General features: G+C 65.9%; 27 protein-coding genes. 11 read left to right on the forward strand and 16 right to left on the reverse strand.

Features of this window, described 5'->3' with window-relative positions; all coding sequences use genetic code 11:
• The first annotated feature begins 1 nt into the window (after nt 1).
• Genes ACSQ23_RS22780 through ACSQ23_RS22790 form a run of 3 tightly spaced genes read left to right on the forward strand, consistent with a single transcriptional unit; the run spans nt 2 to nt 3,812 of the window.
• A complete protein-coding gene (locus tag ACSQ23_RS22780; RefSeq protein WP_436092014.1) occupies nt 2-1,489 on the forward strand; it encodes a sugar ABC transporter ATP-binding protein in 1,488 nt (495 codons plus the stop codon).
• Nucleotides 1,486-2,418, forward strand: a complete 933-nt coding sequence (locus ACSQ23_RS22785; protein ID WP_436092015.1) for an ABC transporter permease — start codon at nt 1,486-1,488, stop codon at nt 2,416-2,418. The genes ACSQ23_RS22780 and ACSQ23_RS22785 overlap by 4 nt, the downstream gene beginning before the upstream one ends.
• Nucleotides 2,415-3,812, forward strand: coding sequence for a xylulokinase (locus tag ACSQ23_RS22790; RefSeq protein ID WP_436092016.1), 1,398 nt, complete (start codon nt 2,415-2,417; stop codon nt 3,810-3,812). Before ACSQ23_RS22785 ends, ACSQ23_RS22790 begins: the two co-directional genes overlap by 4 nt.
• 167 nt (nt 3,813-3,979) lie before the next feature.
• Here ACSQ23_RS22790 and ACSQ23_RS22795 read toward each other — a convergent pair whose 3' ends face one another.
• The 3 genes from ACSQ23_RS22795 to ACSQ23_RS22805 all read right to left on the reverse strand — a co-directional run bounded on the left by ACSQ23_RS22795 (nt 3,980) and on the right by ACSQ23_RS22805 (nt 7,418).
• Nucleotides 3,980-5,188 carry an ROK family transcriptional regulator gene (locus tag ACSQ23_RS22795; RefSeq protein ID WP_436092017.1) on the reverse strand — a complete coding sequence of 403 codons (1,209 nt, stop codon included), beginning with the start codon at nt 5,186-5,188 and terminating at the stop codon, nt 3,980-3,982.
• A gap of 133 nt (nt 5,189-5,321) precedes the next feature.
• Nucleotides 5,322-6,470: a mandelate racemase/muconate lactonizing enzyme family protein gene (locus ACSQ23_RS22800; RefSeq protein WP_436092018.1), complete on the reverse strand. Its 1,149-nt coding sequence runs from the start codon at nt 6,468-6,470 to the stop codon at nt 5,322-5,324.
• A gap of 177 nt (nt 6,471-6,647) precedes the next feature.
• Nucleotides 6,648-7,418, reverse strand: a complete 771-nt coding sequence (locus tag ACSQ23_RS22805) for an SDR family NAD(P)-dependent oxidoreductase (protein WP_055882814.1) — start codon at nt 7,416-7,418, stop codon at nt 6,648-6,650.
• A 292-nt stretch (nt 7,419-7,710) separates the two neighbouring features.
• Here ACSQ23_RS22805 and ACSQ23_RS22810 point away from each other — a divergent pair, with 292 nt between their 5' ends.
• The 5 genes from ACSQ23_RS22810 to ACSQ23_RS22830 all read left to right on the forward strand — a co-directional run bounded on the left by ACSQ23_RS22810 (nt 7,711) and on the right by ACSQ23_RS22830 (nt 11,970).
• The gene (locus ACSQ23_RS22810; protein ID WP_436092019.1) at nt 7,711-8,169 is read left to right on the forward strand and encodes a hypothetical protein; all 459 of its coding nucleotides are present in this window, start codon (nt 7,711-7,713) and stop codon (nt 8,167-8,169) included.
• A gap of 259 nt (nt 8,170-8,428) precedes the next feature.
• Entirely contained in the window at nt 8,429-9,172 is a 744-nt protein-coding gene (locus ACSQ23_RS22815) for a sugar transferase (protein WP_436092020.1), read from the forward strand.
• 249 nt (nt 9,173-9,421) lie between these two features.
• On the forward strand, nt 9,422-10,729 hold the full coding sequence (gene pncB / locus ACSQ23_RS22820; RefSeq protein WP_436092021.1) for a nicotinate phosphoribosyltransferase: 1,308 nt from the start codon (nt 9,422-9,424) through the stop codon (nt 10,727-10,729).
• Between the two features lie 81 nt (nt 10,730-10,810).
• Nucleotides 10,811-11,566, forward strand: a complete 756-nt coding sequence (locus tag ACSQ23_RS22825) for a hydroxypyruvate isomerase family protein (protein ID WP_436092022.1) — start codon at nt 10,811-10,813, stop codon at nt 11,564-11,566.
• Between the two features lie 89 nt (nt 11,567-11,655).
• Entirely contained in the window at nt 11,656-11,970 is a 315-nt protein-coding gene (locus ACSQ23_RS22830; protein WP_436092023.1) for a hypothetical protein, read from the forward strand.
• A gap of 8 nt (nt 11,971-11,978) precedes the next feature.
• Here ACSQ23_RS22830 and ACSQ23_RS22835 read toward each other — a convergent pair whose 3' ends face one another.
• Together ACSQ23_RS22835 and ACSQ23_RS22840 are read right to left on the reverse strand one after the other, a co-directional pair.
• Complete coding sequence (locus ACSQ23_RS22835; RefSeq protein ID WP_436092024.1) at nt 11,979-12,203, reverse strand: siderophore-interacting protein; 225 nt, start codon at nt 12,201-12,203, stop codon at nt 11,979-11,981.
• Nucleotides 12,149-12,769 carry a siderophore-interacting protein gene (locus ACSQ23_RS22840; protein WP_436092025.1) on the reverse strand — a complete coding sequence of 207 codons (621 nt, stop codon included), beginning with the start codon at nt 12,767-12,769 and terminating at the stop codon, nt 12,149-12,151. Before ACSQ23_RS22840 ends, ACSQ23_RS22835 begins: the two co-directional genes overlap by 55 nt.
• Before the next feature lie 228 nt (nt 12,770-12,997).
• On the opposite strand from ACSQ23_RS22840, the gene ACSQ23_RS22845 reads away from it, so the two are divergent.
• Both ACSQ23_RS22845 and ACSQ23_RS22850 read left to right on the forward strand, forming a co-directional pair.
• The gene (locus ACSQ23_RS22845) at nt 12,998-13,942 is read left to right on the forward strand and encodes a VOC family protein (protein ID WP_436092026.1); all 945 of its coding nucleotides are present in this window, start codon (nt 12,998-13,000) and stop codon (nt 13,940-13,942) included.
• Nucleotides 13,942-14,547 (forward strand): alpha/beta hydrolase, encoded by a 606-nt coding sequence (locus ACSQ23_RS22850; RefSeq protein WP_055999332.1) that lies wholly within the window; start codon nt 13,942-13,944, stop codon nt 14,545-14,547. Before ACSQ23_RS22845 ends, ACSQ23_RS22850 begins: the two co-directional genes overlap by 1 nt.
• A 208-nt stretch (nt 14,548-14,755) precedes the next feature.
• Here the strand turns inward: ACSQ23_RS22850 and ACSQ23_RS22855 are convergent, their stop codons facing one another.
• The 6 genes from ACSQ23_RS22855 to ACSQ23_RS22880 form a co-directional block, all read right to left on the reverse strand.
• Entirely contained in the window at nt 14,756-15,205 is a 450-nt protein-coding gene (locus ACSQ23_RS22855; RefSeq protein ID WP_436092027.1) for a hypothetical protein, read from the reverse strand.
• Nucleotides 15,206-15,306: 101 nt separating this feature from the next.
• Nucleotides 15,307-16,329, reverse strand: coding sequence for a L,D-transpeptidase family protein (locus ACSQ23_RS22860; protein WP_436092028.1), 1,023 nt, complete (start codon nt 16,327-16,329; stop codon nt 15,307-15,309).
• 150 nt (nt 16,330-16,479) lie between these two features.
• A complete protein-coding gene (locus ACSQ23_RS22865; RefSeq protein ID WP_055882832.1) occupies nt 16,480-16,773 on the reverse strand; it encodes a GNAT family N-acetyltransferase in 294 nt (97 codons plus the stop codon).
• A 90-nt stretch (nt 16,774-16,863) separates the two neighbouring features.
• Nucleotides 16,864-17,439 carry a tetratricopeptide repeat protein gene (locus ACSQ23_RS22870; RefSeq protein WP_055999342.1) on the reverse strand — a complete coding sequence of 192 codons (576 nt, stop codon included), beginning with the start codon at nt 17,437-17,439 and terminating at the stop codon, nt 16,864-16,866.
• Between the two features lie 142 nt (nt 17,440-17,581).
• Nucleotides 17,582-18,325, reverse strand: coding sequence for a DedA family protein (locus ACSQ23_RS22875; protein ID WP_436092029.1), 744 nt, complete (start codon nt 18,323-18,325; stop codon nt 17,582-17,584).
• A gap of 57 nt (nt 18,326-18,382) precedes the next feature.
• The gene (locus ACSQ23_RS22880) at nt 18,383-19,084 is read right to left on the reverse strand and encodes a DedA family protein (protein ID WP_055882837.1); all 702 of its coding nucleotides are present in this window, start codon (nt 19,082-19,084) and stop codon (nt 18,383-18,385) included.
• A 297-nt stretch (nt 19,085-19,381) separates the two neighbouring features.
• On the opposite strand from ACSQ23_RS22880, the gene ACSQ23_RS22885 reads away from it, so the two are divergent.
• Nucleotides 19,382-19,756 carry a RidA family protein gene (locus ACSQ23_RS22885; protein ID WP_055883295.1) on the forward strand — a complete coding sequence of 125 codons (375 nt, stop codon included), beginning with the start codon at nt 19,382-19,384 and terminating at the stop codon, nt 19,754-19,756.
• Here the strand turns inward: ACSQ23_RS22885 and chrA are convergent.
• The 5 genes from chrA to ACSQ23_RS22910 all read right to left on the reverse strand — a co-directional run bounded on the left by chrA (nt 19,753) and on the right by ACSQ23_RS22910 (nt 26,032).
• Nucleotides 19,753-20,922 (reverse strand): chromate efflux transporter, encoded by a 1,170-nt coding sequence (gene chrA / locus ACSQ23_RS22890; protein ID WP_436092030.1) that lies wholly within the window; start codon nt 20,920-20,922, stop codon nt 19,753-19,755. The two genes, ACSQ23_RS22885 and chrA, sit on opposite strands and share 4 nt — an antisense overlap.
• 200 nt (nt 20,923-21,122) lie before the next feature.
• Nucleotides 21,123-22,088, reverse strand: coding sequence for an ABC transporter permease (locus ACSQ23_RS22895; protein ID WP_055882841.1), 966 nt, complete (start codon nt 22,086-22,088; stop codon nt 21,123-21,125).
• Between the two features lie 10 nt (nt 22,089-22,098).
• A complete protein-coding gene (locus ACSQ23_RS22900) occupies nt 22,099-23,172 on the reverse strand; it encodes an ABC transporter permease (protein WP_436092031.1) in 1,074 nt (357 codons plus the stop codon).
• Nucleotides 23,169-24,722, reverse strand: a complete 1,554-nt coding sequence (locus ACSQ23_RS22905) for a sugar ABC transporter ATP-binding protein (RefSeq protein ID WP_436092032.1) — start codon at nt 24,720-24,722, stop codon at nt 23,169-23,171. Before ACSQ23_RS22905 ends, ACSQ23_RS22900 begins: the two co-directional genes overlap by 4 nt.
• Before the next feature lie 173 nt (nt 24,723-24,895).
• Complete coding sequence (locus tag ACSQ23_RS22910; protein WP_055999356.1) at nt 24,896-26,032, reverse strand: sugar ABC transporter substrate-binding protein; 1,137 nt, start codon at nt 26,030-26,032, stop codon at nt 24,896-24,898.
• Nucleotides 26,033-26,111: the final 79 nt, after the last annotated feature.

The raw sequence follows: 26,111 nt of genomic DNA on the forward strand, positions 1-26,111 counted from the left end.
GTTGCTGGACCTTTCCGGGATCAGCCGGCGCTTCGGCGCAACCCACGCGCTCGAGGACGTGAGCCTCGCCCTTTCCGAGGGCGAGGTGCTCGGGCTCGTCGGGCCGAACGGCGCCGGCAAATCGACACTGATCAAGATCATCGCCGGCGCGGATCGACCCGATGCGGGCGAGATCCGCATCGACGGCAGCCTCACGCAGTTTCATTCGGCGCATGACGCCTATGCGGCCGGGATCCGGGTCATCCACCAGGATGCGCCGCTGGTGCCGGGCTTCGATACGGTCGAAAACTGCTATCTCGGCCGCGCCTATCCACGGCGGTTCGGGCGGATCGACCGAGAGGCGATGCGGGCGGCGATTGCCGAGGTCGCAGCCGATATCGCCCCGGAGCTCGATCTCGACCTGCCGGTGATGTTCCTGCCGCCGGCCGAGCGGCAGTTCGTGCGGCTGCTGCGGGCGGTGGCCGACAAGGGCCGCCTGCTGATCCTCGACGAGCCGACCGCGGCGCTGCCGGCAGAGGATGCCGAGCGGTTCTATGACGTGCTGCGGCGCACGCGGCAGCGCGGCACCTCGATCATCCTCGTCAGCCACCGGCTCGACGAGATCGCCGATTTCTGCGGACGCGCCGTAGTGATCCGCGACGGGCGGATCGTGGCGCGCTTTGCCGAGGGCGAGGTGAAGCCCGAGGCGATGATCGCGGCAATGGGCGGCAGCGCCTCGGAGCGCTCGAACCGCGCGACCGACACCAGCGCGCCCAAGATTATCGAGATCGATGGGGTGACGGCAGGCGACCTGACCGGGCCGGCGCGACTTGACGTGCATGCCGGTGAGGTGATCGCGCTTTACGGGCTGGCCGGGTCCGGACGCTCGAGCCTGCTCAACGCGATCTGGGGGGCGATCCCCTGGGTCGGCAAGATGCGGCTCGCCGGCGCGGATTATGCGCCGCGCTCGCCGCGGCAGGCGATTGCCCGGGGCGTGTCGTGCGTGCCGGCCGACCGGCATCGCAGCGGGCTGTTCGTCAACGAAGACCTGGTGTTCAACAAGACGCTGCCGCTGCTGTCGGGCTATCGCCGCCTGCGCGGGTTGCCGGTGCCGGATGTGAAGGCCGAAGAGGCGGAGTTTGTTGTCGCTGCCGAGCGGGTGTCGCTCAGTTATCGCGACCCGAAACAGCTGGCGCGGACGTTGTCCGGCGGCAACCAGCAGAAGCTGATCTTTTCGCGTTGGGCCAACCGGCACTCGCGGGTGATGCTGCTCGATGAGCCAACCGAGGGCGTCGATGTGATGGCCAAGGCGACCATCAAGGACATCATCCGGGCCATCGCCGCCGACGGCAACGCGGTGCTGGTTTCGACCTCGGATCGCGACGAGGCGCTGGAACTGGGCGACCGCATCGCGGTGTTCCGGCAGGGCGGCATCGTCAGAGTTTTCACCCGTGCGGAGGCGAGCGCCGAAGCGCTGTCGGCGGCCGCGCAGTCTCGGGAGGCGGCGTGACCCGCACCAATCTCAATCGCTTCGGCACGCTGATCGCCTTCGTGCTGCTCTGCATCGGTTTTTCGATTGCGGCGCCGGCGGCGTTCGCCTCGCCGGCCAATGTGTTCAACCTGGTCCAGCAGATGGCGACGCTGGCGATCGTCGCGACCGCGGCGACGCTGGTGATGACCATTTCGGAGTTCGACCTGTCGGTCGGCTTTTCGGCGTCGCTGGCGGCGGTGATCTGTTTCGTGCTGTTCGGGCAGGGATATGACCTGTGGCTGGCGGTGCCGGCGGCGCTGCTGGTGGGGATCGTCGGCGGCGCGGCCAACGGGGTGCTGGTGGCGCGGTTCGGCATTCCGTCGTTCGTCGCGACGCTGGCGCTCGGCACCATCCTTTCGGGCTTCGCTTTCGGGCTCAGCGGTGGGCAGAGTCTGTTCCAGTCGGTGCCGGATGGCTTCAAGAGCCTGGCGCGCGGCGACGTGTTCGGCATCCCGGTGCTGGGCTTCTGGATCGTCGCGGTGCTGGGGGTGGCGGCGTTCGTCCTGACGCAGACCGAGTTCGGGCGGCGGTTGCGGGCCATCGGCGGCAACGCGCAGGCAGCACGGCTCGCCGGCTTGCCGATCGTCCGCGACGTCATCGTCACCTTCGCTATTGCCGGGGGGCTCTCGGCTCTCGCCGGGCTGCTGCTGGCCTCGCGGCTCGGTAGCGTGCAGCACACCATGGGCGAGCCGCTGCTGCTGCCGGCCTATGCGGCAGTGTTCATCGGCACCACGGCATCGCCGACCGGAGCGCCGACGGTGGCGGGAACGCTGCTGGGCGTGGCGATCACCGGGGTGATGGTCAACGGCATGACCATCGTCGGGGTCGAGCCGTTCGTGCAGAAGATCATGACCGGGGTGATCATTCTCGTGGCCGTGCTGCTGCGCCGGGTGGGGCGGGCGAAATGAGCATCATGGTTCTCGATTGCGGCAGCTCGGCGCTGAAGGCGACGATGTTCGCCGACGACGGCACGGTGATCGCCACCACCGATGCCGGCTACCCCGAGCAGCGTGCGCCGCATCGGCGGGCGCCGGAGGACTGGTGGCGCGCGGCAGTCGAGGCGGCGAACAGGCTGCCACTCGATGGCGTCACGGCGATCTCCCTCACCGGGATGATGGAGAACCTGATCGCCGTCGATGCGGTCGGCCAGCCGGTGCGGGAGGCTGCGCTCTATTCCGATCCGATCGGGACGGAAGCCTTCGAGGCCGTGGCGGGACGACTCGAGGCGGCCGATGCAACGGCGATCCTCGGCAACGTGCCGCGGCCGCTGATGACGGCGTTCAAGCTGCTGGCGCTTGGGCCGAAAGGCGCCGAGTGGGTGCTGCCTGGCTCAAAGGATTTTCTGGCGCTGCGGCTCACCGGTGTCGCAGCCACCGATCCGAGCTGCGCCAGCACCACCGGGCTGATGGATATCGGCACGCGCGACTGGTCGGCTGAGCTGGTCGAACTGCTCGACATCGATCGCGGGCTGCTGCCGCCGATCCTCGCCGCCGAGACCGTGCTGGGCGGGCTGACGGCCGACGCCGCGAACGCGCTGGGTCTGCCTGTCGGCCTGCCGGTGATCAACGGCTGTGGCGATGCCGCAGCGACGACCATCGGCAGCGGGGCGGAGCAGCCCGATGAGGTCAGCATCTACCTGGGCACCAGCGGTTGGGTGGCGGGTGTCACCGCGCTGACCGAACGAACGCCGCGGCCATACTATCGGCTGTCGCATCCACTGCATGGCGGGCTGATCGAGGTGGCGCCGATCTTCTCAGCCGGCGCGGCGGCGCAATGGGCGCGCGACACGCTGGGGCTGACGTTGCCGGAGGCCGAGCGATTGGCGGGTGAGGCGGATGCTGCACCCGGCGGGGCGCTGTTCCTGCCCTATCTCAACGGCGAGCGCACCCCGTTCGTCGACCTTGAGCTCAGGGCCGGGTTCGCCAATGTCGCGGCCAGCGACAGCGCGGCGGCGCTCTACTATGCGGCGCTCGAAGGCGTGGCGTTCGCCATCGCCGCCAATGTGCGGGCCATGGGCGCCGTTGGGCCGGTTTACCTGGTGGGCGGTGGCGCGCAGAGCGCGGTCTGGCCGCAGATCATGGCCGACGTGCTGGGGCGCGAGGTCACGGTGCCGCAATATCCGGTATTGGCCGCGAGCCTCGGCGCCTATCGCGCCGCAGCGAAGGCACTTGGGCTGACCGTCGGCGCGGCGGCGCGGGGCAGGGTGTATTTGCCGAGGGCCGATCGCGCGGAGCGGATTACGCGACAGCAACAGCGGTTCGAGCGGGCGACGGTGATGCTGCGGGAGCTGGCGCGGGCTTAGACGCCGGTGCGGGCTAGTCTGAAGTCCGGTGCGGGCTGACCCCCACCCTTAATCCCTCCCCGCAAGGGGGAGGGAGACGCAGACTGCGATGTCAGTGCGAGGGTCTCCCTCCCCCTTGCGGGGAGGGGACAGGGGTGGGGGTCGGCAACCACCGGCCATAGGGTCAGCTAATCCCCACCCCCGGCCGCCAGCATATCGCTCAGGTCCCGCGAAAAATGCTTGCGGAACATGGTCAGCTGGGCGGCGCCGAGCGGGGTGGCGCGGGCGCCCAGCGTGCCGGCGACGAGGCGAGGGCGCCTGGCGCCGATGACCACCAGTTCGGCCAGCGATTGCTCGGTTGCAGCCACCAGCCGCTCGATGATCGGCTGCGGGGCGGTGCTGTCGATGATGGCGTGATCGATCTCCAGCACGGCGCCGGTATTGACGATGATCTCGGCGAGGGCGCTGCCCGACGCCTCGACCCATGGGGCGATGTGCGCTTCCCAATCCGCCCATGGCCAGTCGGAGGGGTTGCCGACCGGCAGTTCGATGCCCGCCTTGGCGAGGCGCCGGCCGAGAGCCGTGGTCGAGGCGATGTCGTGGCCGAAGCTGCGATGGCCGTCATGGCCGTTGACCAGCATCGATCCGAGGTTGGCGGAGTTGCCGGTCGGGCCTTCCCACAGCGTGTGTTCGGCGGTGATACCCGCCCCGAGATAGGTCGAAACGAACAGGTGTACCAGGTTGGCCGGGCGCGGTGGCGGCGACATCACCATTTCGGCGAAGCAGGCGCAGTTGCCGTCATTGAACCAGGTGGTGGCGAGGCCCGTCGCCGCTTCGAGCGCGGCGCGCAGATCGAGGTCACGCCACGCCTCGAGCTGATCAGCCGGCGGGTCGACATTGCCGATCAGGCTACCGAGGTTGCTGGGTGTCGCGAGGCCGACGCCGGCGACGCGTTGCTGCTGCGCGGGGCTGAGCCGGGCAATAAGCCCGGCGATCGCTTCGGCCGCCTCGGCGATGACGGTGGTTGCGTCGGGGTAGGCGAAATCGCGGCGATAGCGGCCGAGATCCTCGCTGCCGAGGTTGATCAGGGTGATGTCGATGTGGTGCCAGGAGATCTCGCAGCCGATGCCATAGGCGCCGGCGTAGTCGAGGTAGAGCGGCGTCGCCGGCTGGCCGCGGCGGCCGCGCAGCACATCGCCACGGGTGATGAGGCCGTCATCCTCGAGCTCGGTGACGATCGCCGACGCCGTCTGCGGGGCGAGGCCGGTGCGACGCGACACTTCGGCGTTGGAAATGCCGGGGCTGAAGGTGATGGTGGTGAGCACGGCGCGGCGATTGGCGGCGCGCAGGCTGGCATGTTGCACGCCGCGTCCCGCGGGTTCAAAAAAGTCAGCCAATTCTAAGCCCTCGCCGCAACCCAAATTGACGCCGAAGCAACGCCGCTCAGCCCGAAGTACGGGCTGAGCTTCGATTCCTGCGTCCACAAGTACTAAGTGGGGTGGCGCGGCGGGGCGTCAACCCACGAGATCACTACCAATTGGTCACAGAGCCATCGCGGCGGTGCAGCATGGGGGCCTGCCAGAACTTGAAGCTTTGCTGCTTGATCAGTTCTTCATTGACCTCGATGCCGAGGCCCGGGGCATTGCTGACCGGGTAGTGCGAGCCCTCAAGCCGCGGCTGCACGGGGAAAAACTCGGTATTGTCGAAGCCGAGATGTTCCGCCGGGCTGGAGCGGGTCTCGAGCCAGGAAAAGTTCGGCACCGCTGCCGAGAAGTGAACGGTGGCCGCCGTGCAGATCGGGCCGAGCGGGTTGTGCGGCATCATGTCCACGTAGTGCGCCTCGGACCAGCCGGCGACCTTCATCGATTCGGTCAGGCCGCCGACATTGCACACGTCGATGCGGTTGAACTGATGGATGCCGCGTTCGATGTAGGGCAGGAACTGCCACTTGGACGCAAACTCCTCGCCGATAGCGAAGGGTATGTCGGTGAGGGTGCGCAGCGATTCATAGGCCTCGGGGGTCTCGTCGCGGATCGGCTCCTCGAGAAAGTCGAGCGTGCCGGATGGCATCTTCTGGCAGAAGCTCGCAGCCTCGGCCACGGACAGGCGGTGGTGGAAGTCGATGCCGAGGATGACGTCCTCGCCCAGCTCCTCGCGCGCCTTGACCATCCACTTGGCGGTCTTGCCGATATGCTCACGCGGCTCGTAGATCGTTTCGCCATGACCCGACGGCGACAGCCGCATGGCGTTCCAGCCATGGGCGATCAGCATCCTGGCCTGTTCGATCATCTCGGGGCCGGGTTCGCCCGAGGTGGTGGCGAAGGTCGGGATCTTGTCGCGCTGCTTGCCGCCCAGGAGCTCGTAAACAGGTACCCCCAATGCCTTGCCCTTGATGTCGTAGAGCGCGATGTCGATGGCCGAGATCGCCGCCTGCAGCACGCGGCCGCCCTCGAAATACTGGCTGCGGTAGAGCAGCTGCCAGATGTGGCCGATCTTGAACGGGTCCATGCCGATGAGGATCTCCGCGTAGTGCTCGATGGCGCCGACCACTGCCTTTTCGCGACCCGACAGGCCGCTTTCGCCCCAGCCGAAAATGCCCTCGTCGGTCTCGATCTTGACGACGAGCTGGTTGCGGATGCCCACCCAGACGGCGTAGGGCTTGATGGCGGTAATCTTCACTTCAATGGCTCCTCAGCGGCGGGGTTGTCCCGCTCGATTGTGAGAGAAGGGGCCCTGATTGGCGGAAGGGAGTCAATTGGACGAGCGAATGAACCGGCGCGGCGAGGCCGGCGTCGACGGCCGGCCCCAGGGCATGGCCGCTCCAGCTGATCGACCGTCGCGGCCCCCGCCTCGCGCTTAGTTGGTCTTGGGCGAGCCACCCAATCTGGCGCGCATCCCGCCATCGACCCGCAAGACCTCGCCGGTGATAAAGGAGGCGTTTTCGGAAGCGAGGAACAGCACGGCGCTGGCGACCTCGGACGGGTGGGCCATGCGGCCGAGCGGATGCATGGCGTCGATTTCCGCATAGACGGCGGCCGGGTCGGGCGCGGCGTCGACGGCGTTGCGGAGCAGTGGGGTATCGACCGAGCCAGGGGCGATGCCGTTCACGCGCACGCCGTAGGGAGCGTAGTCGACGGCCATCGAGCGGACGAGGCCGATGAGGCCGTGCTTGGACACCGAGTAGGCGGTGACGCCGGCCTGCGAGGCCACACCCTGCACCGAGGAGATGTGGACGACGCTGCCTTTTGAGGCGCGCAACATGGCCATCGAGGCCTTCGAGATGAGGAAGGCGCCCTTGAGGTTGACGTCGAGGGTGCGGTCCCAGAGCGCCTCGTCGGTGGTCTCGACGGTGCCGTAGGTCTGGATACCGGCATTGTGGCTCAATACGTCGAGGCCGCCGAAGCTCTGTTGCGCCATGGCCGCGGCACGGCTGCAGTCGGCGAGGCTGGCGACGGAGCCGACGCAGATCTCGGTGGCTGCGGCCTTGCCCTTGAGCGCGGCCGCGACCTCATCGAGCCCGGCGGCATCGACATCCATCAGCACCAGCTTGGCGCCCTCGGCCGCGAAGGCCTCAGCGACGGCGCGTCCGATGCCCTTGGCCGCGCCGGTGACCAATACACGTTGCATGAAGTCCTCCCTGTTGTTGCCGGGCATATCAGCATCGGAACGGTGCTGGCGAAAGATGGAAACAGGGACTAATAGGCGCCGTCACCCGCCAGCCGGGCGGCCACCGCCCGCAAGCAGCGGCCTGCAACACACTGCCGGTTGTTGTTTGGCGAGGCGTAATAAAGAAGTTCCACCGGTAACCATTTTCGCGGTTCTGCCTATAACGTGATCGACGAAGTCGTTGCGGCGCGTTGACTTTCGACGTGACAGACGCTTAGTGTTAAAAATGTGTTACAAAGAGGAGGAGGGTAAGATGCCTCGTCTTAAACTTGCGTGTGGAACTCTGGCAGCGGTTTCTTTCATGGCTGCCCTGTGGAGCCCGGCTGCGCTGGCGCAGAGCGCTCCGACGGACATTCCTGGCGTCATGTCTGTTTGCGCACCGGTGGTGGGCGAACAGTATGACGGCGACAAGGACCGCTGGGGCCAGTGTATTGCCGCAGTGGACGGTTTCCTCAAGGGCATCGGTGCGCCCTCGGAGGCCGCTAATGAGACGATCGCTGAACTGGTGGCGGCTCTGGTTGAGCTCTACCAGGACGAAGAAACTTGTCTGGTAGACCAGACCGAGCTTCCGATCGCAATTGAAACGGCGGCACAGCTTTCGACTGATGGGGTTCAGCAGGCCCAGATCATCGAGATCAGTGCCACGATCAGGGATTGCCAGATTATTACTACGGCGGCGATCCCCGTGCCGGAGCTGGCCAGCGCCAATTAAGGCGCCGGCTATCTGCCTAACCCGATGGCAGGGTCCAGGTCTCATCGCAGGGTGAGGCGAGGATTGGTGTTTGGGTAGTGCCGGGCAGCGGGCCACACGCTGACGGTGCTTATGAGCGGTAGTGCCATTGCGGTGGCGTGCCGTCGATTTTGAAGTTCGGCCGAGCTACTGGCTGAGCGCCGCGTTCCCGAGGGCGGGAGAGGATGTAGTCGCTTGGCGGATGCAGCCGAGTGCTTTGGGCTAGGCGACGGAGCAAAACTTGCGTGTCTTTCTTTCGTCCGAGATCGGGGATGTGGTCCCGATCGATCGCGCGTTCACCAGGCGGGTACCGCAACATGGCCTGCCGCTGGCATTGAACAACGGTACCCCGGTGATCGCGGCGAGGCCGCCACGGGCGACCGTTCAGGATATCCTCAAGCGAACCATCGACATCGTGCTTTCGGCGGGGGCGCTGATCGCGCTGTCGCCGACGCTGCTGATGCTGGCGATCGCCATCAAGCTTTCCAGTCCCGGGCCGGTGCTGTTCCGGCAATGGCGCCACGGCCGCAATGGCGTGCCGTTCCGCATCTACAAATTCCGCACCATGCGGACAGACGCCTGCGATCCGACCGGGGTGCGACAGGTGACGACCGGCGACCCCGGGGTCACGCCGCTTGGGCGCTTCATGCGCTCGCGCAGCCTCGACGAGTTGCCGCAGCTGTTCAATGTGCTCAGGGGCGACATGTCGCTGGTCGGACCGCGCCCGCATGCCATCGGCATGAAGGCAGCGGGCGTGGTCTATGAGGACCTGGTGCCTTACTATGAGCTGCGGCACGCAGTGCGGCCAGGCCTGTCGGGTTGGGCTCAGGCCAATGGCCTGCGCGGACCGACGACCGATGCGCAGTCTTCGTGCAGCCGGATCGATCACGACCTGGCCTATATCCAGAATCAGTCGCTTGGCCTCGACCTCAAGATCATCTGGATGACGATCAAGAGCGAGTTTCTCTCCGGCTCCGGCAACTGACAGACGTCGGGGCGCCCGGCGCCCCGCGCGTGGAGGCCAGCCCCCTGTCGCATTACGCGACCTCCATCGTCGTTTGGCGATGGAGTGCTCTTTTCTTTTCGCTCCGATCCGCCTAGAGCATTTCCATCGTCTCGCTGAGACGACGGAATGCTCCAGGTTATCGGCTTGGTCGCGCTTTCGAGGTGGAAAAGTCTCACGACTTTTCCTGCAGGCGCTCCAGGACGTGTCGGGCGAGTGAAGGGAAGCGTGATGCCGAAGACCGACATTGCCCGGCGGGTTTACAACCATACCTGGAAGCTCGATCCGATCGTCAGAAGCCTGCTCGATACGGATTTCTACAAGCTATTGATGCTGCAGATGATCTGGGGGCTCTACCCCAGGGTCGACGCCACCTTCTCGCTGATCAACCGCAAGACCTCAGTCCGTCTCGCCGACGATATCGACGAGGGCGAACTGCGCGCGCAACTCGACCATGCGCGGACCCTCCGCTTCGGTAAGAAGGAGATGATCTGGCTGGCGGGTAACAGCTTTTATGGCTCGAAGCAGATTTTCTCGCCCGAGTTCCTGCGCTGGCTCGAGGGGTTCCGGCTGCCGGATTACCACCTCGAAAAGCGCGACGGGCAGTTTGAGCTGACCTTCCACGGCAAGTGGATCGAGACCACGATGTGGGAGATCCCGGCGCTGGCCATCATCAATGAACTGCGCAGTCGTGCCGCGTTGAAGGCCTATGGGCCGTTCGCGCTCGACGTCGTCTATGCGCGGGCCAAGGCCAAGATGTGGGAGAAGGTGGAGCGGCTGAAATTGCTCCCTGAGCTCCGCATCTCGGATTTCGGCACCCGTCGCCGGCACTCGTTCCTGTGGCAGCGCTGGTGCGTCGAGGCGCTGAAGGAAGGGCTGGGGCTCGAAGTGTTTACCGGCACGTCGAACGTGCTGCTGGCCATGGACAACGACCTTGAGGCACTGGGCACCAACGCACATGAGTTGCCCATGGTGCTGGCGGCAATCGCGCCGAACGAGGAAGCACTGAAACAGGCGCCGTACCAGGTGCTGCAGGATTGGGAGAGCTACTATGGCGGCAATCTCAAGATCGTCCTGCCCGACGCCTTTGGTACCGATGCGTTCCTCAGGCATGCGCCCGATTGGGTGGCGGACTGGACCGGCTTCCGGCCGGACAGCGCGCCCGCTATCGAGGGCGGCGAGAAGATCATCAAGTGGTGGCAGGAACGCGGGCGCGACCCGCGCGACAAGCTGCTGATCTTCTCCGATGGGCTGGACGTCGACATGATCGAGGAAGCCTATCACCACTTCCATGGCCGGGTGCGCATGGCCTTCGGCTGGGGCACCAACCTCACCAACGATTTCTCGGGCTGTTCGCCGTGGCCCAACCCGCAGCTTGAGCCGATCTCGCTGGTGTGCAAGGTGAGCGAGGCGGATGGCCGTCCGGCGGTGAAGCTCTCGGACAATCCGGAGAAGGCCACCGGCGATGCGGCAGAAATCCGCCGCTACATCAGGATCTTCGGCGACAAGGGCCGGGTTTCCCACAAAGTTACCGTCTGACAGACGCTGTTTTTCGTCGCGGGAATCGAATCGGAAGAGTCTCACAGCTTTCCCTGATCCCGCTTGGTTATCTGAGGTCTTATGCATTACTCCGCCTGTATCGAGTGGCTGTTCGCCACCGAAGAACCTGATGTTGCCAACCGGGTCCGCGCGGCCAAGGCCGCGGGGCTCGACGCTGTCGAGTTCTGGCGTTTCTCCAACAAGGATTGCGACGCGATCAAGCTGGCGCTCGACGAAACCGGGCTGACGCTGGCCGGGATTCTGTGTGAGCCGATCGCGCCGCTGACCAATCCGGAATCGCACCAGTGGTTCCTCGAGGGGGTGCGCACCTCGCTGGCGGCGGCGCTGCAGCTGGGCGCCAGGGTGATCATCGCCCAGGCCGGCGACAACCAGCCCGGCATGGCGCGCCCGGCGCAGCATGCGGCGATCGTCAAGGTGCTGAAGGAAGCCGCCAGAATCCTCGAGGGCTCGGACGTGGTGCTGGCGCTGGAGCCGCTCAACGACCGCGTGGATCACCCGGGCTATTACCTCACCTCGACCGAGGAAGGGCTCGACATCGTCGATGAGGTGGGCCGGCCCGAAATCAAGCTGCTCTATGACATCTACCACGCGGCCGTGATGGGCGAGGAAATCGAGGTGCTGGCCGGCCGGCTCGATCGCGTTGTGCATGTGCATCTCGCCGATACACCGGGCCGCGGCGAGCCGGGCAGCGGTCGCATGGACTATGCCGAGCGGCTCGAATGGCTAAAGGCGCAGGGTTATGACGGGCTGATCGGGCTCGAGTACAAGCCGAGCGGGCCGACGCTGGAGACGCTGAAGTTCCGCGACCTGGTGTAGGGCCACAGGTGAATGGAACGGAGACGGTGCGCTCAGCGTGAGTTAAGCTCGGGTGTGCCAGCGTCGGGGTGCTTCAGGAGGAGGTCCAGATGCGCTCTCCCACTCGACTCCGCCTTATCCGCAGCTTCGCTTTTTGCGTCGCCACACTTGTCGCCAGCACGGCGCTAGCTGCTCCCAAGGACAACGTGGCGAAGTCCGATTGCCTGCAGAAGGCGCTGGTGCAGTTCAACATCGATGATGCGGGTTGTGCGATCTACCCGCTCACCTCAGTGCTTTATGGCGAGTGCAAGGTTCGCGTCGCGCGGGCCTACCAGATTGCCATGGCCAACTGTGTGCTCGACACACCGTCATCAAGCAGCCGGCCGCAACTGCGCAATCCGGGCAGGCTGACCATCAAGCAATAGTCAGTCAGTCAGTCCCCGGCTTCACCCCTCAGCCAATAGCCGGCGGCGCGGATGTAGTCGTTGTTGAAGCCGCGGGCGACGAGATGGTGGCGCAGCATCTTGGCCATCTGGGCTTCGCCGGCAACGAAGGCGAAACCTTCGCCGGGTGGGAAGCCGATCTCGGCGACTGTGGGCAGGATCAGGTTGTCGGCGCCGGCCTCGCGGCCGTCGCGATGTATCCAATGGATCGCCACCGGAGAGCTGGTTTCGAAGCGCTGCTCGTCGGCGGCCTCGGGCACTTCGATGATGGCGAAGCAGGCTTATTGGCGGGCAGTTCCTCGATGCGGCGGCCGATGGCGGGCAGCGCGGTCTCGTCGCCGGCAATGAAGTACCAGTCGAACGCCTCGGGGACACGGATGGTGCCGCGCGGACCACCGATCATCAACTGGTCGCCGGGCCTGGCGGCCGCTGCCCAGCTTGAGGCCGGGCCATCGCCATGCAGCACGAAGTCGAGGTCGAGGGTTAGCGCTGCGGCGTCGAAGTAGCGCGGCGTGTATTCGCGCACGAACGGCTTTGCCACCTCGTCGGGCCAGACGAGGCCATCGGGATGGCGCTCAGGGCGGGGGAGCGGCTTGCCGTCGGAGGGCAGGAAGACCTTGACGTGGTCGGCGTGCCCCGGGGACTGAAAGCCCTCGAGTTCCGGGCCGGTGAGCCGGATACGGCGCATATGCGGGGTGAGGGCGACGACCGAGGCGACGTCGACTATGCGGATGCGTATTTCGAGCCGGATGCGCTCGAGCGATCTATTTACGACTTCCATAGTCAAGATTTAGCCGAGGCCGAAACGATCGGTCAAGTGAACACCCCGTAAGCTGTGATTGTTCGATCGAAACAAACAATCCCTTGCGCCGATGGTGCGCTATTCGAGTGAATGCCGGTGCCCTATCTCTAGTGCCGAAGCGACCGGCAAAGGCCGGCACACTAGACAGCGATCGGCAGGGGCCGACACAGGAGCGCGATCGGCAAGAGCCGACGCAAGGAGTTAGCGATGATCACTCAGATCAAGGGCCTGCACCACGTTACCTCGATGGCGCGCGATGCGGCCGAGAACAACCATTTCTTTTCGAAGACGCTCGGCCTGCGCCGGGTCAAGCAGACGGTCAATTTTGACGCGCCCGATGTCTATCACCTCTATTACGGTGATGAGGTCGGCACGCCGGGCACGGTGATGACGCACTTTCCGTTCCCGCACATCGCCCGTGGCCGGCCTGGTGTCGGCGAGGTCGGCACCACGGTGTTCTCGGTGCCTAAGGGTTCGCTCGGCTACTGGCAGGAGCGGCTGGCGGCGGATCGCGTCGGGGATCTCGAACTCTCCGAGAGCTTCGGCGAGAAGCGCCTGAGCTTCCGGGCGCCGGAGGGCGATGCGCTGGCCCTGGTCGAGAATGCTGCCGATGCGCGGCTGCCATGGACTGGCAACGGCGTCGATGCCGAGCATGCGATCCGTGGCTTCCATTCGGCCTCGCTGCGGCTGCGCGATGGCGGCGCCACCGAAGAGCTGCTGAAGTTCATGGGCTACCAGAACGCCGAAAGCTCGGGGAACATCCACCGGCTGATCCGGCCGGATGGCAACCCGGCCAACAGCATCGACATCGAGGTGCTGCCTGATGCCAACCGGGCCGATCTCGGCGCCGGTTCGGTGCACCACATCGCCTTCGCGGTGGAGAACCGGGCGGCGCAGCTCGAAGTGCGCAAGGCCTTGCTGGACACCGGCTACCAGGTGACGCCGGTGATCGACCGCGACTATTTCTGGGCGATCTATTTCCGGACCCCGGGCGGTGTGCTGTTCGAGATCGCGACGAACGAACCCGGCTTCGACCGGGACGAGGACACCGCGCATCTGGGTGAAGCGCTGAAGCTGCCCAAGCAGCACGAGCACCTGAGAAGCACGCTGGAGCAGACGCTGCAGCCGCTCGAAGAGAAGGAGCCGGCATGATGGCCGAGACGATCGACAGCTACGTCAACGTGGATATCCCCGGCGCATCCTCGGATGCGCCGGCCTTCTACCTGTTGCACGGTACCGGCGGCGACGAACACCAGTTCACCGACCTCGCGGCCGAACTGAAGCCCGGGGCGCGACGCATCGGGGTACGCGGTGACATCTCCGAAGGCGGCGCCCTGCGCTACTTCAAGCGCGTCGGCGAGGGCCGCTACGACATGGCGGACCTAGCGCGGGCGACCAGGAAGCTCGCGGGCTTTGTCGGCGCCAGCAAGGGGAACGCCAAAGAGGTGCTCGGGCTCGGCTACTCGAACGGGGCGAACATCCTCGCCTCGGTCTTGTTCGAGGCGCCGGAGCAGTTCGACGTGGCGGTGCTGATGCACCCGCTGATCCCGTTCACACCCAAGCCGCAGCCGGGGCTCAGAGGTAAGCGGATCATCATCACGGCCGGCCGTCGTGACCCGATCGCGCCGGTGCATTCGGCCGAGCTGCTCTCGGCCTACTTCAAGGAGCAGGGTGCCGAGGTATCGCTGTTCTGGCACGAAGGCGGCCACGAAATCCGCCGCGAGGAGCTGCTCGCGGTGCGGGATTTTCTCGGCTGAGGAACGCCGTGGTTCGTTGTGTGCGCCAAGCTACGCTCGTGCCCCACCCACCGGACGTCATCCCAGCGAAAGCTGGGACCCATCCATCCACTTGCGCGGTGGCGAGACGGACGAGGGCGAAGCCCTCGCCGTGGGGTCCCAGCTTTCGCTGGGATGACACCGAGTTGGGGGCACCATCGAGTGGCAAGGTCAGCGATGGGCGCTGGCGTCAGATCAACCCGTGCTCCTGCATCGCCTGCTGCTCGTCGGGGGTGATGTAAGCGAAGATCTTGGGTGTATCGCCGGCGACGTTGAGGAAGTAGCGGTTGGCGAAGCCGACTGTGCCGGTCTTGCCGTCCCGCCTGCGCTTGTAGTCGAACTCCCAGTCGACCGTCGCCATGACGTTGGCGTCATCGAGTTCAGTGACCTTGACGCCGGTGATCCGCATGGCAGTGCCACCGACGTTGCGGTATTTGGCAAAGCCCTGGCCGATCATGTTCCTGAACTCGGTATTGTTGGCGCCGCCCATCACGCCCTGCGGGCTCGACTCGACCAGGTAGGGCGCGAAGCTTGCCACGGTGCCGTCGACATCCTCGACGGGCGGATCCTGCAGCGCAGCGTTGCTGCGTTTGGCATAAGCCTCGAAGAAGCTCTTGATATCGGTGCCTTGTTTCAGCATTGGCCTTCTCCTTGTACCTGACCAATGCTCCCGGGGCAGATCGGTTGCCTCGCGCCGGCTCGCCGGCCGGCGCCACTCACCCGGTGGCGCGTAGAACCACATCAGCCGACGAAGTCGACGGGCACGCCGGGTTTCACCATCTTCGCCAACTCATTGGCATCCCAGTTGGTCAGCCGCACGCAGCCATGCGAGCCAGTCTTGTCGATGAGAGATGGTTCCGGGGTGCCGTGGATGCCGAAGGTCGGCTCGCTCAGGTCGATCCACATCGAGCCGACCGGCCCGTTCGGACCGGGCGGGATAGTGAGCACCTCGGTGTTCTCGCCCTGCTGGAAGTTGACCTTGGGGTTGTAGGTGTACTCGGGCATCGGGGCGACGCCTTCGACGATGTGGGTGCCCGACGGAGAGGGGTTCTCTTCCGAGCCGATGGTGGCGGGATAAGCGGCAAGCAGGCGATTGTCGGCGCCATAGGCGCGGACCTGGCGCAGTGACTTGTCGGCCTCGATGCGCACGACCTCGCCTTTGAGATCGGGGCCATAGGCGGCGACGTAGATCGGTTCGCCGACCGTGTAACCGGCGCCGGGATTGAGCGCCTTCAAGAGGTCGATATCCATATGGAAGCGCTCGGCCAGCGACTCCTCGATCGAGGTGTAGCCGAGGAATTTGCGCTTTGCCTGCTCGGCATAGTCCTTGGGGATCGGCTCGCCGATGGCGTTGAGGTCATCAGCGATGATGGCGTAATCGCCGATCACCGGCCCGCCGGTTTCGAGCGCCGCCAGCATCTCGGGGTCGAGCGCCCCATCGGGCGGCAGCCCGCGCATCAGCTCGAAGGCCAGCACGGCCTTGCGGACATTGTCGCCATCGAAGCCATCGATGACGCCAGGCGAGGCGCCGGCCCGATCGAGCAGCACCTGCAGGCGGACCACGGCCGGGTCGGGGTGACGCTCGGCCGTGACTGCGGGATCGGCCGTTTCGACAGGTGGTGCGTAGATCGCGGCGAGGGTCGAGATGTCGGCGGCGTTCACCGCCTCGGCAGTGAGTGGAGGGATCGGCAGGGTTACCGCCTCCTGCGCGTGGGCAGCGGCAGCGGCAAGGGCAAAAGCGAGGATGGCGAGCGCGCGGCGCATGGTTTCCAATTCCTTTAGGGAACAGGAAAGCGCGCCAGCGGGCTACAAGTTGCCTCGGCGCCCCCTTGGAGGCGCCGGATGGTTAGCATTTGGCTAAAAAGCGACCGGCCGGACGAGGGCGAAGCCCACGCCGGGAGGCTGTCGCCGAGGTCAGGCCTGCAGGTCGGCCCATTCGGGGTGGCGGCGGAATTGCGCCACGACGTAGGAGCAGACCGGTACGATCTTGCTGCCGGTGGCGCGGGCGTCGGCGATGGCGGTTTCCACCAGCTTCAGCGCCAGGCCGAGGTTGCGATGCTGCGGCGGCACGCCGGTATGGTCGGCAATGATGGTGTTGGCGTCGCGGCGCTGGTAGGTCATTTCGGCTTCGGAGCCGTCGGGGAGATAGACCACGTAGCGGCCACGGCCGTTGGCTTCTTCGTGCTCGACGGGGAGTTCGTCAGACATAGCTGGCCTTTCAGTTCGGCGGCGGGTGAGCGCCGGTAATGCATGTCATATGGGGTGGCAGCGGACAGGCGGAAGGGCGGTGGGGGCAGGTCAGATCTGCGTCATCGGCTCACCCAGTTCGGGGAACAGACGCCGCTCATTGAGGAACGGGTGCACCGCCAGGGCTGCGGCCATGTCTTTGAGCGCCAGCGCCCGCTTGCCCAGCTGCAGGTACATCAGGGCGCGCCCGGAGAGGGCGCCGAAGTGGCGCGGCTCGAGGGCCAGCACTTTCTCGCAATCGGCGATCGAGGCGTCGAAATCGCCCAGCGTGTAATAGATGGTGGCCCGTTGGTTCCAGCCTTCGGCATAATCGGGATAGTCGGCGATCAGCTTGTCGAGCAGGCGCAGTGCACCGGCCGCGTCGCCCATGCCGCGCGCCGTCAGCACCTCGCGCATGCGGCCAGCGAGGATCGGGTCGGACGGGGTGGTCCAATAGGTCCAGATCTGCGCATCGATCGCCTGTGCGGTTTCGGCATTCGGCGCCACACGCAACTGGGCGAACAGCTTGTCGATGGCGGCGCGGTCGGCGGCGTCGTCGGCGAAAGCCGGCCCTGCCGCGAGCAGCAGCAGGAGCCCCATGAAGAGGCGCGTCAGGATCGAAGCGAGCCGACGTGGGATGTGCAGCATCGGGCGATATTCGACCTCATGCCGGCGCGGCGCAAGTAGGAGTTAGTGCTCCGCCTCGCCCTTGCTCCCCTCCCCCTTGAGGGGAGGGGCTGGGGGTGGGGGTGGTGAGGCGGGCTCGGTGCTGACTGCACCACCCCCTCCCTCAATCCCTCCCCTCAAGGGGGAGGGAGGCGACGGTTTCGTGGCCGGTGGTCGCCGTCTCCTTCCGCCAGCGGGCCTCGATGCTGCGGCCGAAGGCGCCGAGATAGGGCGCGGCGGCGAGCAGGATCGAGCGCCAGTAATGCAGCAGGAGGAACAGCACGACCAGCACCAGCGCGCCGACGATGATCACCAGCTCGAGGCTCAGCCCCATCGATTTCAGCCAGGCCGAGAGCAGCATGCCGGGGAGGATATGCGCCGCGGCCCAGACGAAGGCCGAGGTGACGTTGATGATCGAGAAGTGCCGGTAGTTCATGCCGAACATGCCGGCAATGCCGGGGACGACCGCTTTCACCCCCGGGATGAACCGCCCGATGAACACCGACTTGCCGCCGTGCCTGGCAAAGAACGCTTCGCCGCGAGCGATCAGCGGCAGGTGGTTGCGGAACGGCCAGAGCGTCTTGATGCGATCCTTCAGCCAGAAGCCGAGCGTATAGGAGATCGCATCGCCGACCACGGCGCCGAGCACCGCGGCAAGGTAGATCTCCCAGAACGGCAGCTTACCCTCAGCGATCAGCCCGCCGGCCAGCAGCAGCACCGGGGTCGAGGGGATGAACAGGCCGAGGATGAACACCGCCTCGGTGGCGGCGATCAGAAAGATGAACCACAGGCTGAGCCAGAAATTGCCCGAGATGGTTTCGAGCACCATCTCCAGCCAGCCTGTGAGCGCAGTGAAAATCTCAAGCATCGGCCCTCAATAGCGGGCCGACGTGAGATGCGTATGACAGGGGTTTGAGAGGCTTTCCTAGTGCCCGGCCTCGGGCTTCTGCCAGCGGGCCTGCAGCGAGCGACCGAACTCGCCCATGAACGGGGCGAAGACGAGGAGGATCCGCTTCCAGAAATGGACCACGAGGAAGGCGACGGTCAAGACGATCGCGCCGACGATGATCACCATCTCAAGGCTCAGCCCGATGGACTTGAGCCAGCCGGTGAGCAGCACGCCGGGCAGGATATGCACGGCCGCCCAGACGAAGGCGGAGATGACGTTGATCACCGAGAAGTGCCGGTAGGGCATGCTCATCATGCCGGCGACGCCGGGGATGACGGCTTTGACGCCGGTGATGAAGCGGCCGATGAAAATCGCCTTGCCGCCATGGCGAGCGAAGAACACTTCGCCCTGCTCGATCAGCTTCAGGTGGTTCTTGAACGGCCAGACCGTTCGGATCTTGTCCTTGAGCAGATAACCGACGGTGTAGGAAATGGCGTCGCCGATAATGGCGCCGAGCACCGCGGCAAAGAAGATCGGCCAGAAGGGCAGGCTGCCCTGCGCGATCAGGCCGCCGGTCAGCAGCAGGATGGGGAGCGACGGCACCAGCAGGCCGAGGATGAACACGGCCTCACCGATGCAGACGAGGAAGATGAACAGCAGCGAAAGCCAGAAATTGTCGGAGATGCCCTGCAGGAACAGCTCGAGCCAGGTCGAGATGGAGTGAAGAAATTCGAACATAGGCTCCTGGAAGCTCCCCTGGAATAAGGCGCGGAGCCCCAAGCCCCACGCAGCAGCGTGTCATGAATGGAAGGGCGCCACCAGCCGCCATGGGCACCCGCTTTGCGACTATTTGAAGAGGGGTGCATGAACTCCGCGTGAACGTGGTAGAGCATGTAAATTGTCGCGCTTTCGAAGCGGAAAAGTCTGCAACTTTTCCTGAAAGCGCTTTATGCCGTCTCTGCTGAGCTCGGGGCCGTGGGGGCGAGCGGGCAGCAAAGACAGCAGGAATGAACGATGTCGCTGCCCATCCATCACATGATTTCCAGCGGACCGCAGCCGGTGGCGCCGTTCAGCCATGCGGTCGAGGCTGACGGCTTTGTGTTCATTACCGGGCAGATGCCGACTGACCCGGCGGCGCCCGACGCGCCGCTGCCGGAGGGAATCGAGGCGCAGACGCGCCGGGTGATCGACAACCTGAAGCTGATCCTCGGCGGCATCGGGCTGGGGCTCGAGCACGTGACGATGGCGCGCATCTACCTCACTGAGTTCCAGCGCGACTATGCGGCGCTCAACGCGATGTGGCCGAGCTTCTTCGAGGCCGGAAAACTGCCGGCCCGCACCACGGTCGGCGTCACCGCACTGGCGGTGGGGGCGCTGGTCGAGATCGACCTGATCGCGCGGCGACCCTAGAAGCCGGCCAGCACCGCGCCGGCCGCGGCGCTCAGCAGCACCACCAGCCATGGCGGAGTTCTGATCAGCAGCAGGACCAGCGCGCCGATGCCCCAGCCGAGATCGAGCGGGCCGAACACGGCGCTGGTGAACACCGGATCATAGAGCGTTGCCAGCAGCAGGCCGACCACGGCGGCATTGGCGAGATCGAGGCCGGCGCGCAGGCGTGGATTAACGCGCAGCGACTGCCAATAGGGCAGGGCGCCGAACACCAGGAGGAACGAGGGCAGGTAGATGGCGCCGAGCCCGAGCAGCGCGCCGGCGATGCCGTTGGGCGGCGCGTCGAGCAGCGCGCCGACATAGGCAGCGAAGGCGAAGAGCGGGCCGGGAACCGCCTGCGCCGCGCCGTAGCCGGCGAGGAACAGGTTGCGGTCGATCAGGCCGGGGGTCACCAGCTCGGCCTCGAGCAGCGGCAGCACGACATGCCCGCCGCCGAACACCAGCGAGCCGGTGCGGTAGAATTTCTCGGCGACCACCAAAGTGGCGTTGCCGGTGGCGGCGAGGATCGGCAGGGCGAGCAGCAGGCCGAAGAACAGGGCGAGGAAGATGCTGCTGGTGCGATCAAAGGCGAGGCGCGGGGCAGCGGCTGATGGCGCCAAGAGGTAGCCGGCGAGAGCTGCCGCGGCAATCAGCGCCAGCTGGGTCAGGCCGGATGGGAGCAGCAGCGCGATCGCCGCGGCAGCAAGAGCAATGAGGCGGCGCTTGAGGTCCGGGGTCAGCGACTTCGACATGGCCCACACGGCTTGTGCGACCACCGCGAGTGCCGCGAGCTTCAGCCCATGCAGGACGCCGTCGGCCAGCGGGCCGGCGAGGCCGGTGGCGCCGTAGGCGAAAGCCAGCAGCAGGACGACCGAGGGCAGGGTAAAGGCCACCCACGCCGCGACAGCGCCCCAGTAACCGGCGCGCAGCTTGCCGATGGCGATGCCGACCTGGCTCGAGGCGGGGCCCGGGAGGAACTGGCAGAGCGCCACCAGATCGGCATAGGCGGCATCATCGAGCCAAGCCCGGCGCTGTACCAGCTCGGTGCGGAAGTAGCCGAGGTGAGCCACGGGGCCACCAAAGCTGGTGAGCCCGAGCAGCAGGAAGACGCGGAAGACCTCGGCGACGCTGTTCCTGCTTTGCTGCATCGCCGACACACACTCCGTCGTCATCCCGGCGAAAGCCGGGACCCAGCGCTCGGTGGCTCCGCGCGCTGCGGCTTCTCCGAACTTGCCGTGAAAGACCGGAGATATCCGGCGCGTTGCGCCGCCCGAGCAGTGGGTCCCGACTTTCGTCGGGATGACGGCCGGTGGCTAGCGGACGGCTGTGCCAGAGCCCCTCGTCACAATCAACTCGTTACCTTCGCCGTCCGACCGTAGACCAGCAGCATGATGATGATCACCAGGCCATAGATGATCTGCCGGCCGGCCTCGGGCATCTGCATGATCGACAGCACCGAGTTGAGCAGCACGATGAGGATCACCCCGACCACCGTGCCGATGAAGCGGCCGCGGCCGCCGAGGATGTGGGTGCCGCCGATCACCACCGCGGCGATGGCCGGCAGCAGGTAGGCGTTGCCCATGCCCTGGTAGGCCTTGGCCGAATAGCCGGCGAGCAGCACGCCGGCGAGCGCGGCGCAGAGACCGGAGATGACGAAGGCGCCGACGATGACCCAACGGGTGCGGATGCCGCTGAGATAGGACGCCGCCTCGCGGTTGCCGGTGGCGTAGATGGCCTTGCCGAAGGCGGTGCGGCTGAGGATTGCGGCGATGACGATGGAGACGGCGGCCCAGACGAAGATGGCGACGGGAATGCCGAGAATCTTGTCGGCCGCGAGGTAGCGCATCAGCGGCGTGGCCGAATCCTGCGGAGCAAAGCCGCCGGTGTGGGCGATCATCAGGCCGCGCATCACCGAGTCGACGCCGAGAGTGAAGATCATCGAGGGGATGCGGAGGTAAGCGACGCCGAAGCCGTTGAACAGCCCGACCAGCAGGCCGATGGCGAGGCCGGTGGGGATGGCGGCGGGGCCGCCGACGGTGGTCGCCATCATGGCGGCGGCGGTCATCGTCCAGGGGACGCTGAGGTCGATGTGACCGAGCAGGATCACCATCATCATCCCGGCCGCGACGATGCCGAGAAAGGCGCCGGTCTGCAGCTGGGTGAGCAGGTAATTGGGGCTGAGCAGCGGCATCGTGCCAAGCGTCGCGACGGTATAGATCGAGCCGAGCGCCAGGATCACCAGCACGAAGCCGGCGGAGATGACAATCGGCAGATCGTCGGATTTCAGGCGGGGCAGGGTGAGATCGTTGGCCATGGGTCCGGTCCTACCTGAAGAGTTCGAGACGGTTCTTCACCCGCAACGTGCGGATGGCGCCGAGGCTGACGGCGGCAAGCAGCACCACGCCTTCGACCAGCGGCTGCAGCAGCGGATCGATCGACAGGATGCGGAAGTAGAACGAGATGGCGCGCAGGATCAGTGCGCCGATCAGGGCGCCGATCACCGTGCCGGCACCGCCGAGCAGCGAGATGCCGCCCAGCACCACGGCGGCGATGGAGTTGAGCGTATAGGCGCCGGCCTGCGGGATATCGGCGTTGCCGGAGCCGGTCTGGATGGCGAGATAGAGCCCGGCGCAGCCGGCAAAAAAGCCGGCCAGCGTGAAGGCCCAGAGCTTGGCGCGATTGATCGGCAGGCCCGACATGTAGGCGGCGCCTTCGGACGAGCCGATGGCATAGAGGGTACGGCCGGTGACGGTGCGGCGGAACGGCATCCACACCGCGGCGGTGATGATGACGAGGATGAGCAGCGGCACCGGCACCCAGGCGATGGGCTGCAGCCAGGCCGCCTCGCCGTCCTCGAACAGATGATAGGTCTCGGCCAGGTCCTTGATCGAATTGGTGACGGCCCAGTTGAGGTCGAGATCGACCTCGCCGCCCGGCTGTGGGCGGATCAACAGGGCAAGGCCGATGGCGACGGCGCCGGTGGCGAGCGTCGCGATGATCGGCTGCAGGCGGCCATAGACGATGACGAGGCCGTTGACGAGACCGAAGCCGGCGCCGGCGGCCACCGAGACGACGCAGCCGAGGATGATCTGCCAGGGTTCGCCCCGCACCAGTTCGCTGGCGATACAGCTGGTGAGGGTCATCACGGCGCCGACCGACAGGTCGAGGCCGCCGACGATCACCGTCATCGCCTGCGCCATGGCGACGAAGGCGAGCGCCACCGATTCATTGGTGTTGGCGATGAAGACGTTGGTGGAAAAACCGCGCGGGTGGATGAAATTGTAGACCAGGTAGAGCGCGGCGAGCAGCAGGATGGCGCCATAGAAGCCGCGGTTCTGGCGGATCGACATGGCGAGCGCCGAGGCGCGCGGTGGGGTGCTGGCGGTGATGGCGCTCATGCGGGCACCGCCTCTCGGGCCGGCACATCGGTCGGCCTGGTGATGTTGAGCGCGGCGGAAACGAGGGCTTCCTCGGTGATGGCGTCGCCACTGAACTCGGTGACGATGCGGCCGTCATACATCACGGCGACGCGGTCGCAGCAGCCGATCAGCTCGGCGTAATCGGTGGAATAGAACAGGATCGCGGTGTCCTTGTCGGCGAGCTCGCGCATCAGCCGGTAGAGCTCCTGCTTGGTGCCGACGTCGATGCCGCGGGTGGGATCGTTGAGCAGCATCACTTCGGGCTGGGTCAGCAGCCACTTGGCGATCACCACTTTCTGCTGGTTGCCGCCCGACAGGCTGGCGACCGGATCTTCCGGCTTGTTGAGCTTGATCTGCAGCTGGGCGATGGCGTCGGCGACGGCCTGACGGGACTTCGTGGGGTCGATGAACGGTCCCTGGCGGACCTTGTCGAAGCTGGCGACGAGGAGATTGTCGGCGATCGACATGGGCAGCATCAGGCCCTCGGTTTTCCGATCCTCCGGGACCAGCGCGATGCGGCTGCGGCCGCCCTTGGCGTCGGCGGGCGAGGCCGGGATGCCGCCCTCGCCACCGACCGTGACCTTGCCCTCGACGCCGCGCAGCACACCGAACAGGGCGAGCAGCAGTTCCTTCTGGCCCTGGCCATCGAGGCCGCCTAGCCCGACGATCTCGCCCTTGCCGACCGAGAGCGAGACGCCGTTGAGGCGGTTTTCCCATTTGAGGTCGGTGACGGCGAGATGCGGCTTGCGGCTCAGCGCCGGCGGCTTCACTGGAAACTGGTGGACGATGTCGCGGCCGATCATCAGCTTGACGATCTCGTCCTGAGTGCGGGCGCCCTTCAAGAAGGTTTCGATGTGGCGGCCGTTGCGGAACACCGAGAGGGTGTCGCAAAGCGCCTCGACCTCGTGCATGCGGTGCGAGATGAACAGCATGCCGGTGCCCTCGGCCTTCAGCTCGGCGAGCACGTTGTAGACGGTTTCGACGTCGCGGCTGGTCAGCGCCGAGGTCGCTTCGTCGAGGATCAGCAGTTTCGGATTCTTGCCGAGCGCCTTGGCGATCTCGACCATTTGCCGGCGCGACAGCGAGAGATCGCGGATCAGGGCGCGCGGATCGACGTCCTCGCAATGGATGCGGGCCAGCAGCGCCTCGGCGCGCTCGCGCTGGGCGCGGCGGTCGATCAGGCCGAAGCGGCGCGGTGGATCGGATATCGAGATGTTGTCGGCCACCGACAGGTCGGGCAGCAGCGACAGCTCCTGGAACACGCAGACAATGCCGGCCTTGGCTGCCTCGGAGGGGCGCGAGAAGCGGTGCTGTATACCTTCGACGCTGAGCGTACCGCTATCGGGCTGCACCACCCCGGCCATGATCTTGATCAGGGTGGATTTGCCGGCGCCGTTTTCGCCCAGGATGGCGTGGATGGAGCCCTCGTGGCACGAAAAGTCCACCCCCTCGAGCGCCCGTGCCCCCGAGAAATACTTGGAAACGCCGCTCAGTTCGGCAAATGGCCGTGCGGCCCGCCCGTCCAGCATCGTCAATCCTCAGCCGTCGAATGAAAGGGGAGAAGCGATGCCGGGCGATGGGACCCGGCACCGCCTGGAAACCCGGCGTCGCTCTTGCGAAGCGACCGGGTTTCCGTTCACCGCTGGTCGCGCGGTCGAAGGCCTCGTGGACCTGCCGACCGCGCTCCAGGACGTGCGGAGGTCTACTGCACGTTCTCCTCGGTCTGGGCCATGATCGCCGGGCCCGAGATGTTCACGCCGCAGGGCGGGAATTCGTTGACGGTGAAGAAGTTGTCCGGCAGGTCGGTCCAGAAGTTTTCGCCGTCCTTGAGCCCCGTGTAATCGACCGACGGCAGCGGCACCGAGATGAGCTGCGGCATCACGTTGCCCTCGAGGGCCGAGATGGCTGCCTTCATCGAGATGGCGACGAGGCCGGGCGACTGGCCGATCGAGAGGCCGACAAGACCCTCGCCGGAGTGCTTGGCGACAAGCTTCCTGAAGCCGTTCTCGGCTTCGCCGCCCACCGGGACGAACGGGTGCTTGGCATCGAGCAGGGCCTGCACGGTGCCGGTCGAACCACCCTGAGTGATGACACCATCGAAGGTGCCGTGCACGGCGAGCGCGTCGGCGGTGACCTTCTGGGCGGTGCCGTCATCCCAGTTGCCGACCACCTGGACGATTTCCCAGGGACCGGGGGTGGCATCGAACACCTCGTGGATGCCGATCGAACGATCACGGTCGACCGAGTTGCCGGCAAGGCCGCGGACTTCGAGGATCTTGCCCGAGGTCTTGCCCTTGGCGGCCAGTTCCTTGAGCACGAAGCTGCCCCAGTCGCGGCCCATCTGCAGCTGGTCCTCGTTGACCATCATGACCGCGTCGGTATCGAGGATGTTGTCGAACGGCACGATCACCACGTTCTCGCGGTCGGCGAGGCGGATGACGCGGTCAAAACCTTCCGGCGATACTGCGATGGTGACGATGGCGTCAAAGCCCTGGTTGATGAAGTCCTCGATGGCGCCGAGCTGGGCCGGCGCGTCGGTGCCGGTCGAGACGACCTTGAACTCCTTGATCTTGTCCTTGATCGCCGGGTCCTCAGCGAAGGCCTTGGCGGTCTTGATCATCTGGATGCGCCAGGTGTTGCCGACATAGCCGTTGACCACGGCGATGCGGTACGGCCCTTCCTGCTTGTCCCATTGGAAATACTTGGTCTCGGCGTTCCACGGGGCAAAACAGGTGGGGTCGGCGCCCGGGCCGGAAACCACCTTGGGGCCGGCGGTGCTGAGGCTGGTCGAGACGAGCAGGCCGACAAGCGCGGCCGAGGCAATGCGTAGTGCGTTCATAGGTTTCTCCTCCCAGAGAACGATCTGAAACAACTAGGCAGTCGCTGGTCTGTGGTGGCCGGTAGTCCTCCCCCGCCCA

Origin of the sequence: Devosia sp. LjRoot16, assembly GCF_964252795.1 — a bacterium.
Taxonomy (GTDB): domain Bacteria; phylum Pseudomonadota; class Alphaproteobacteria; order Rhizobiales; family Devosiaceae; genus Devosia_A.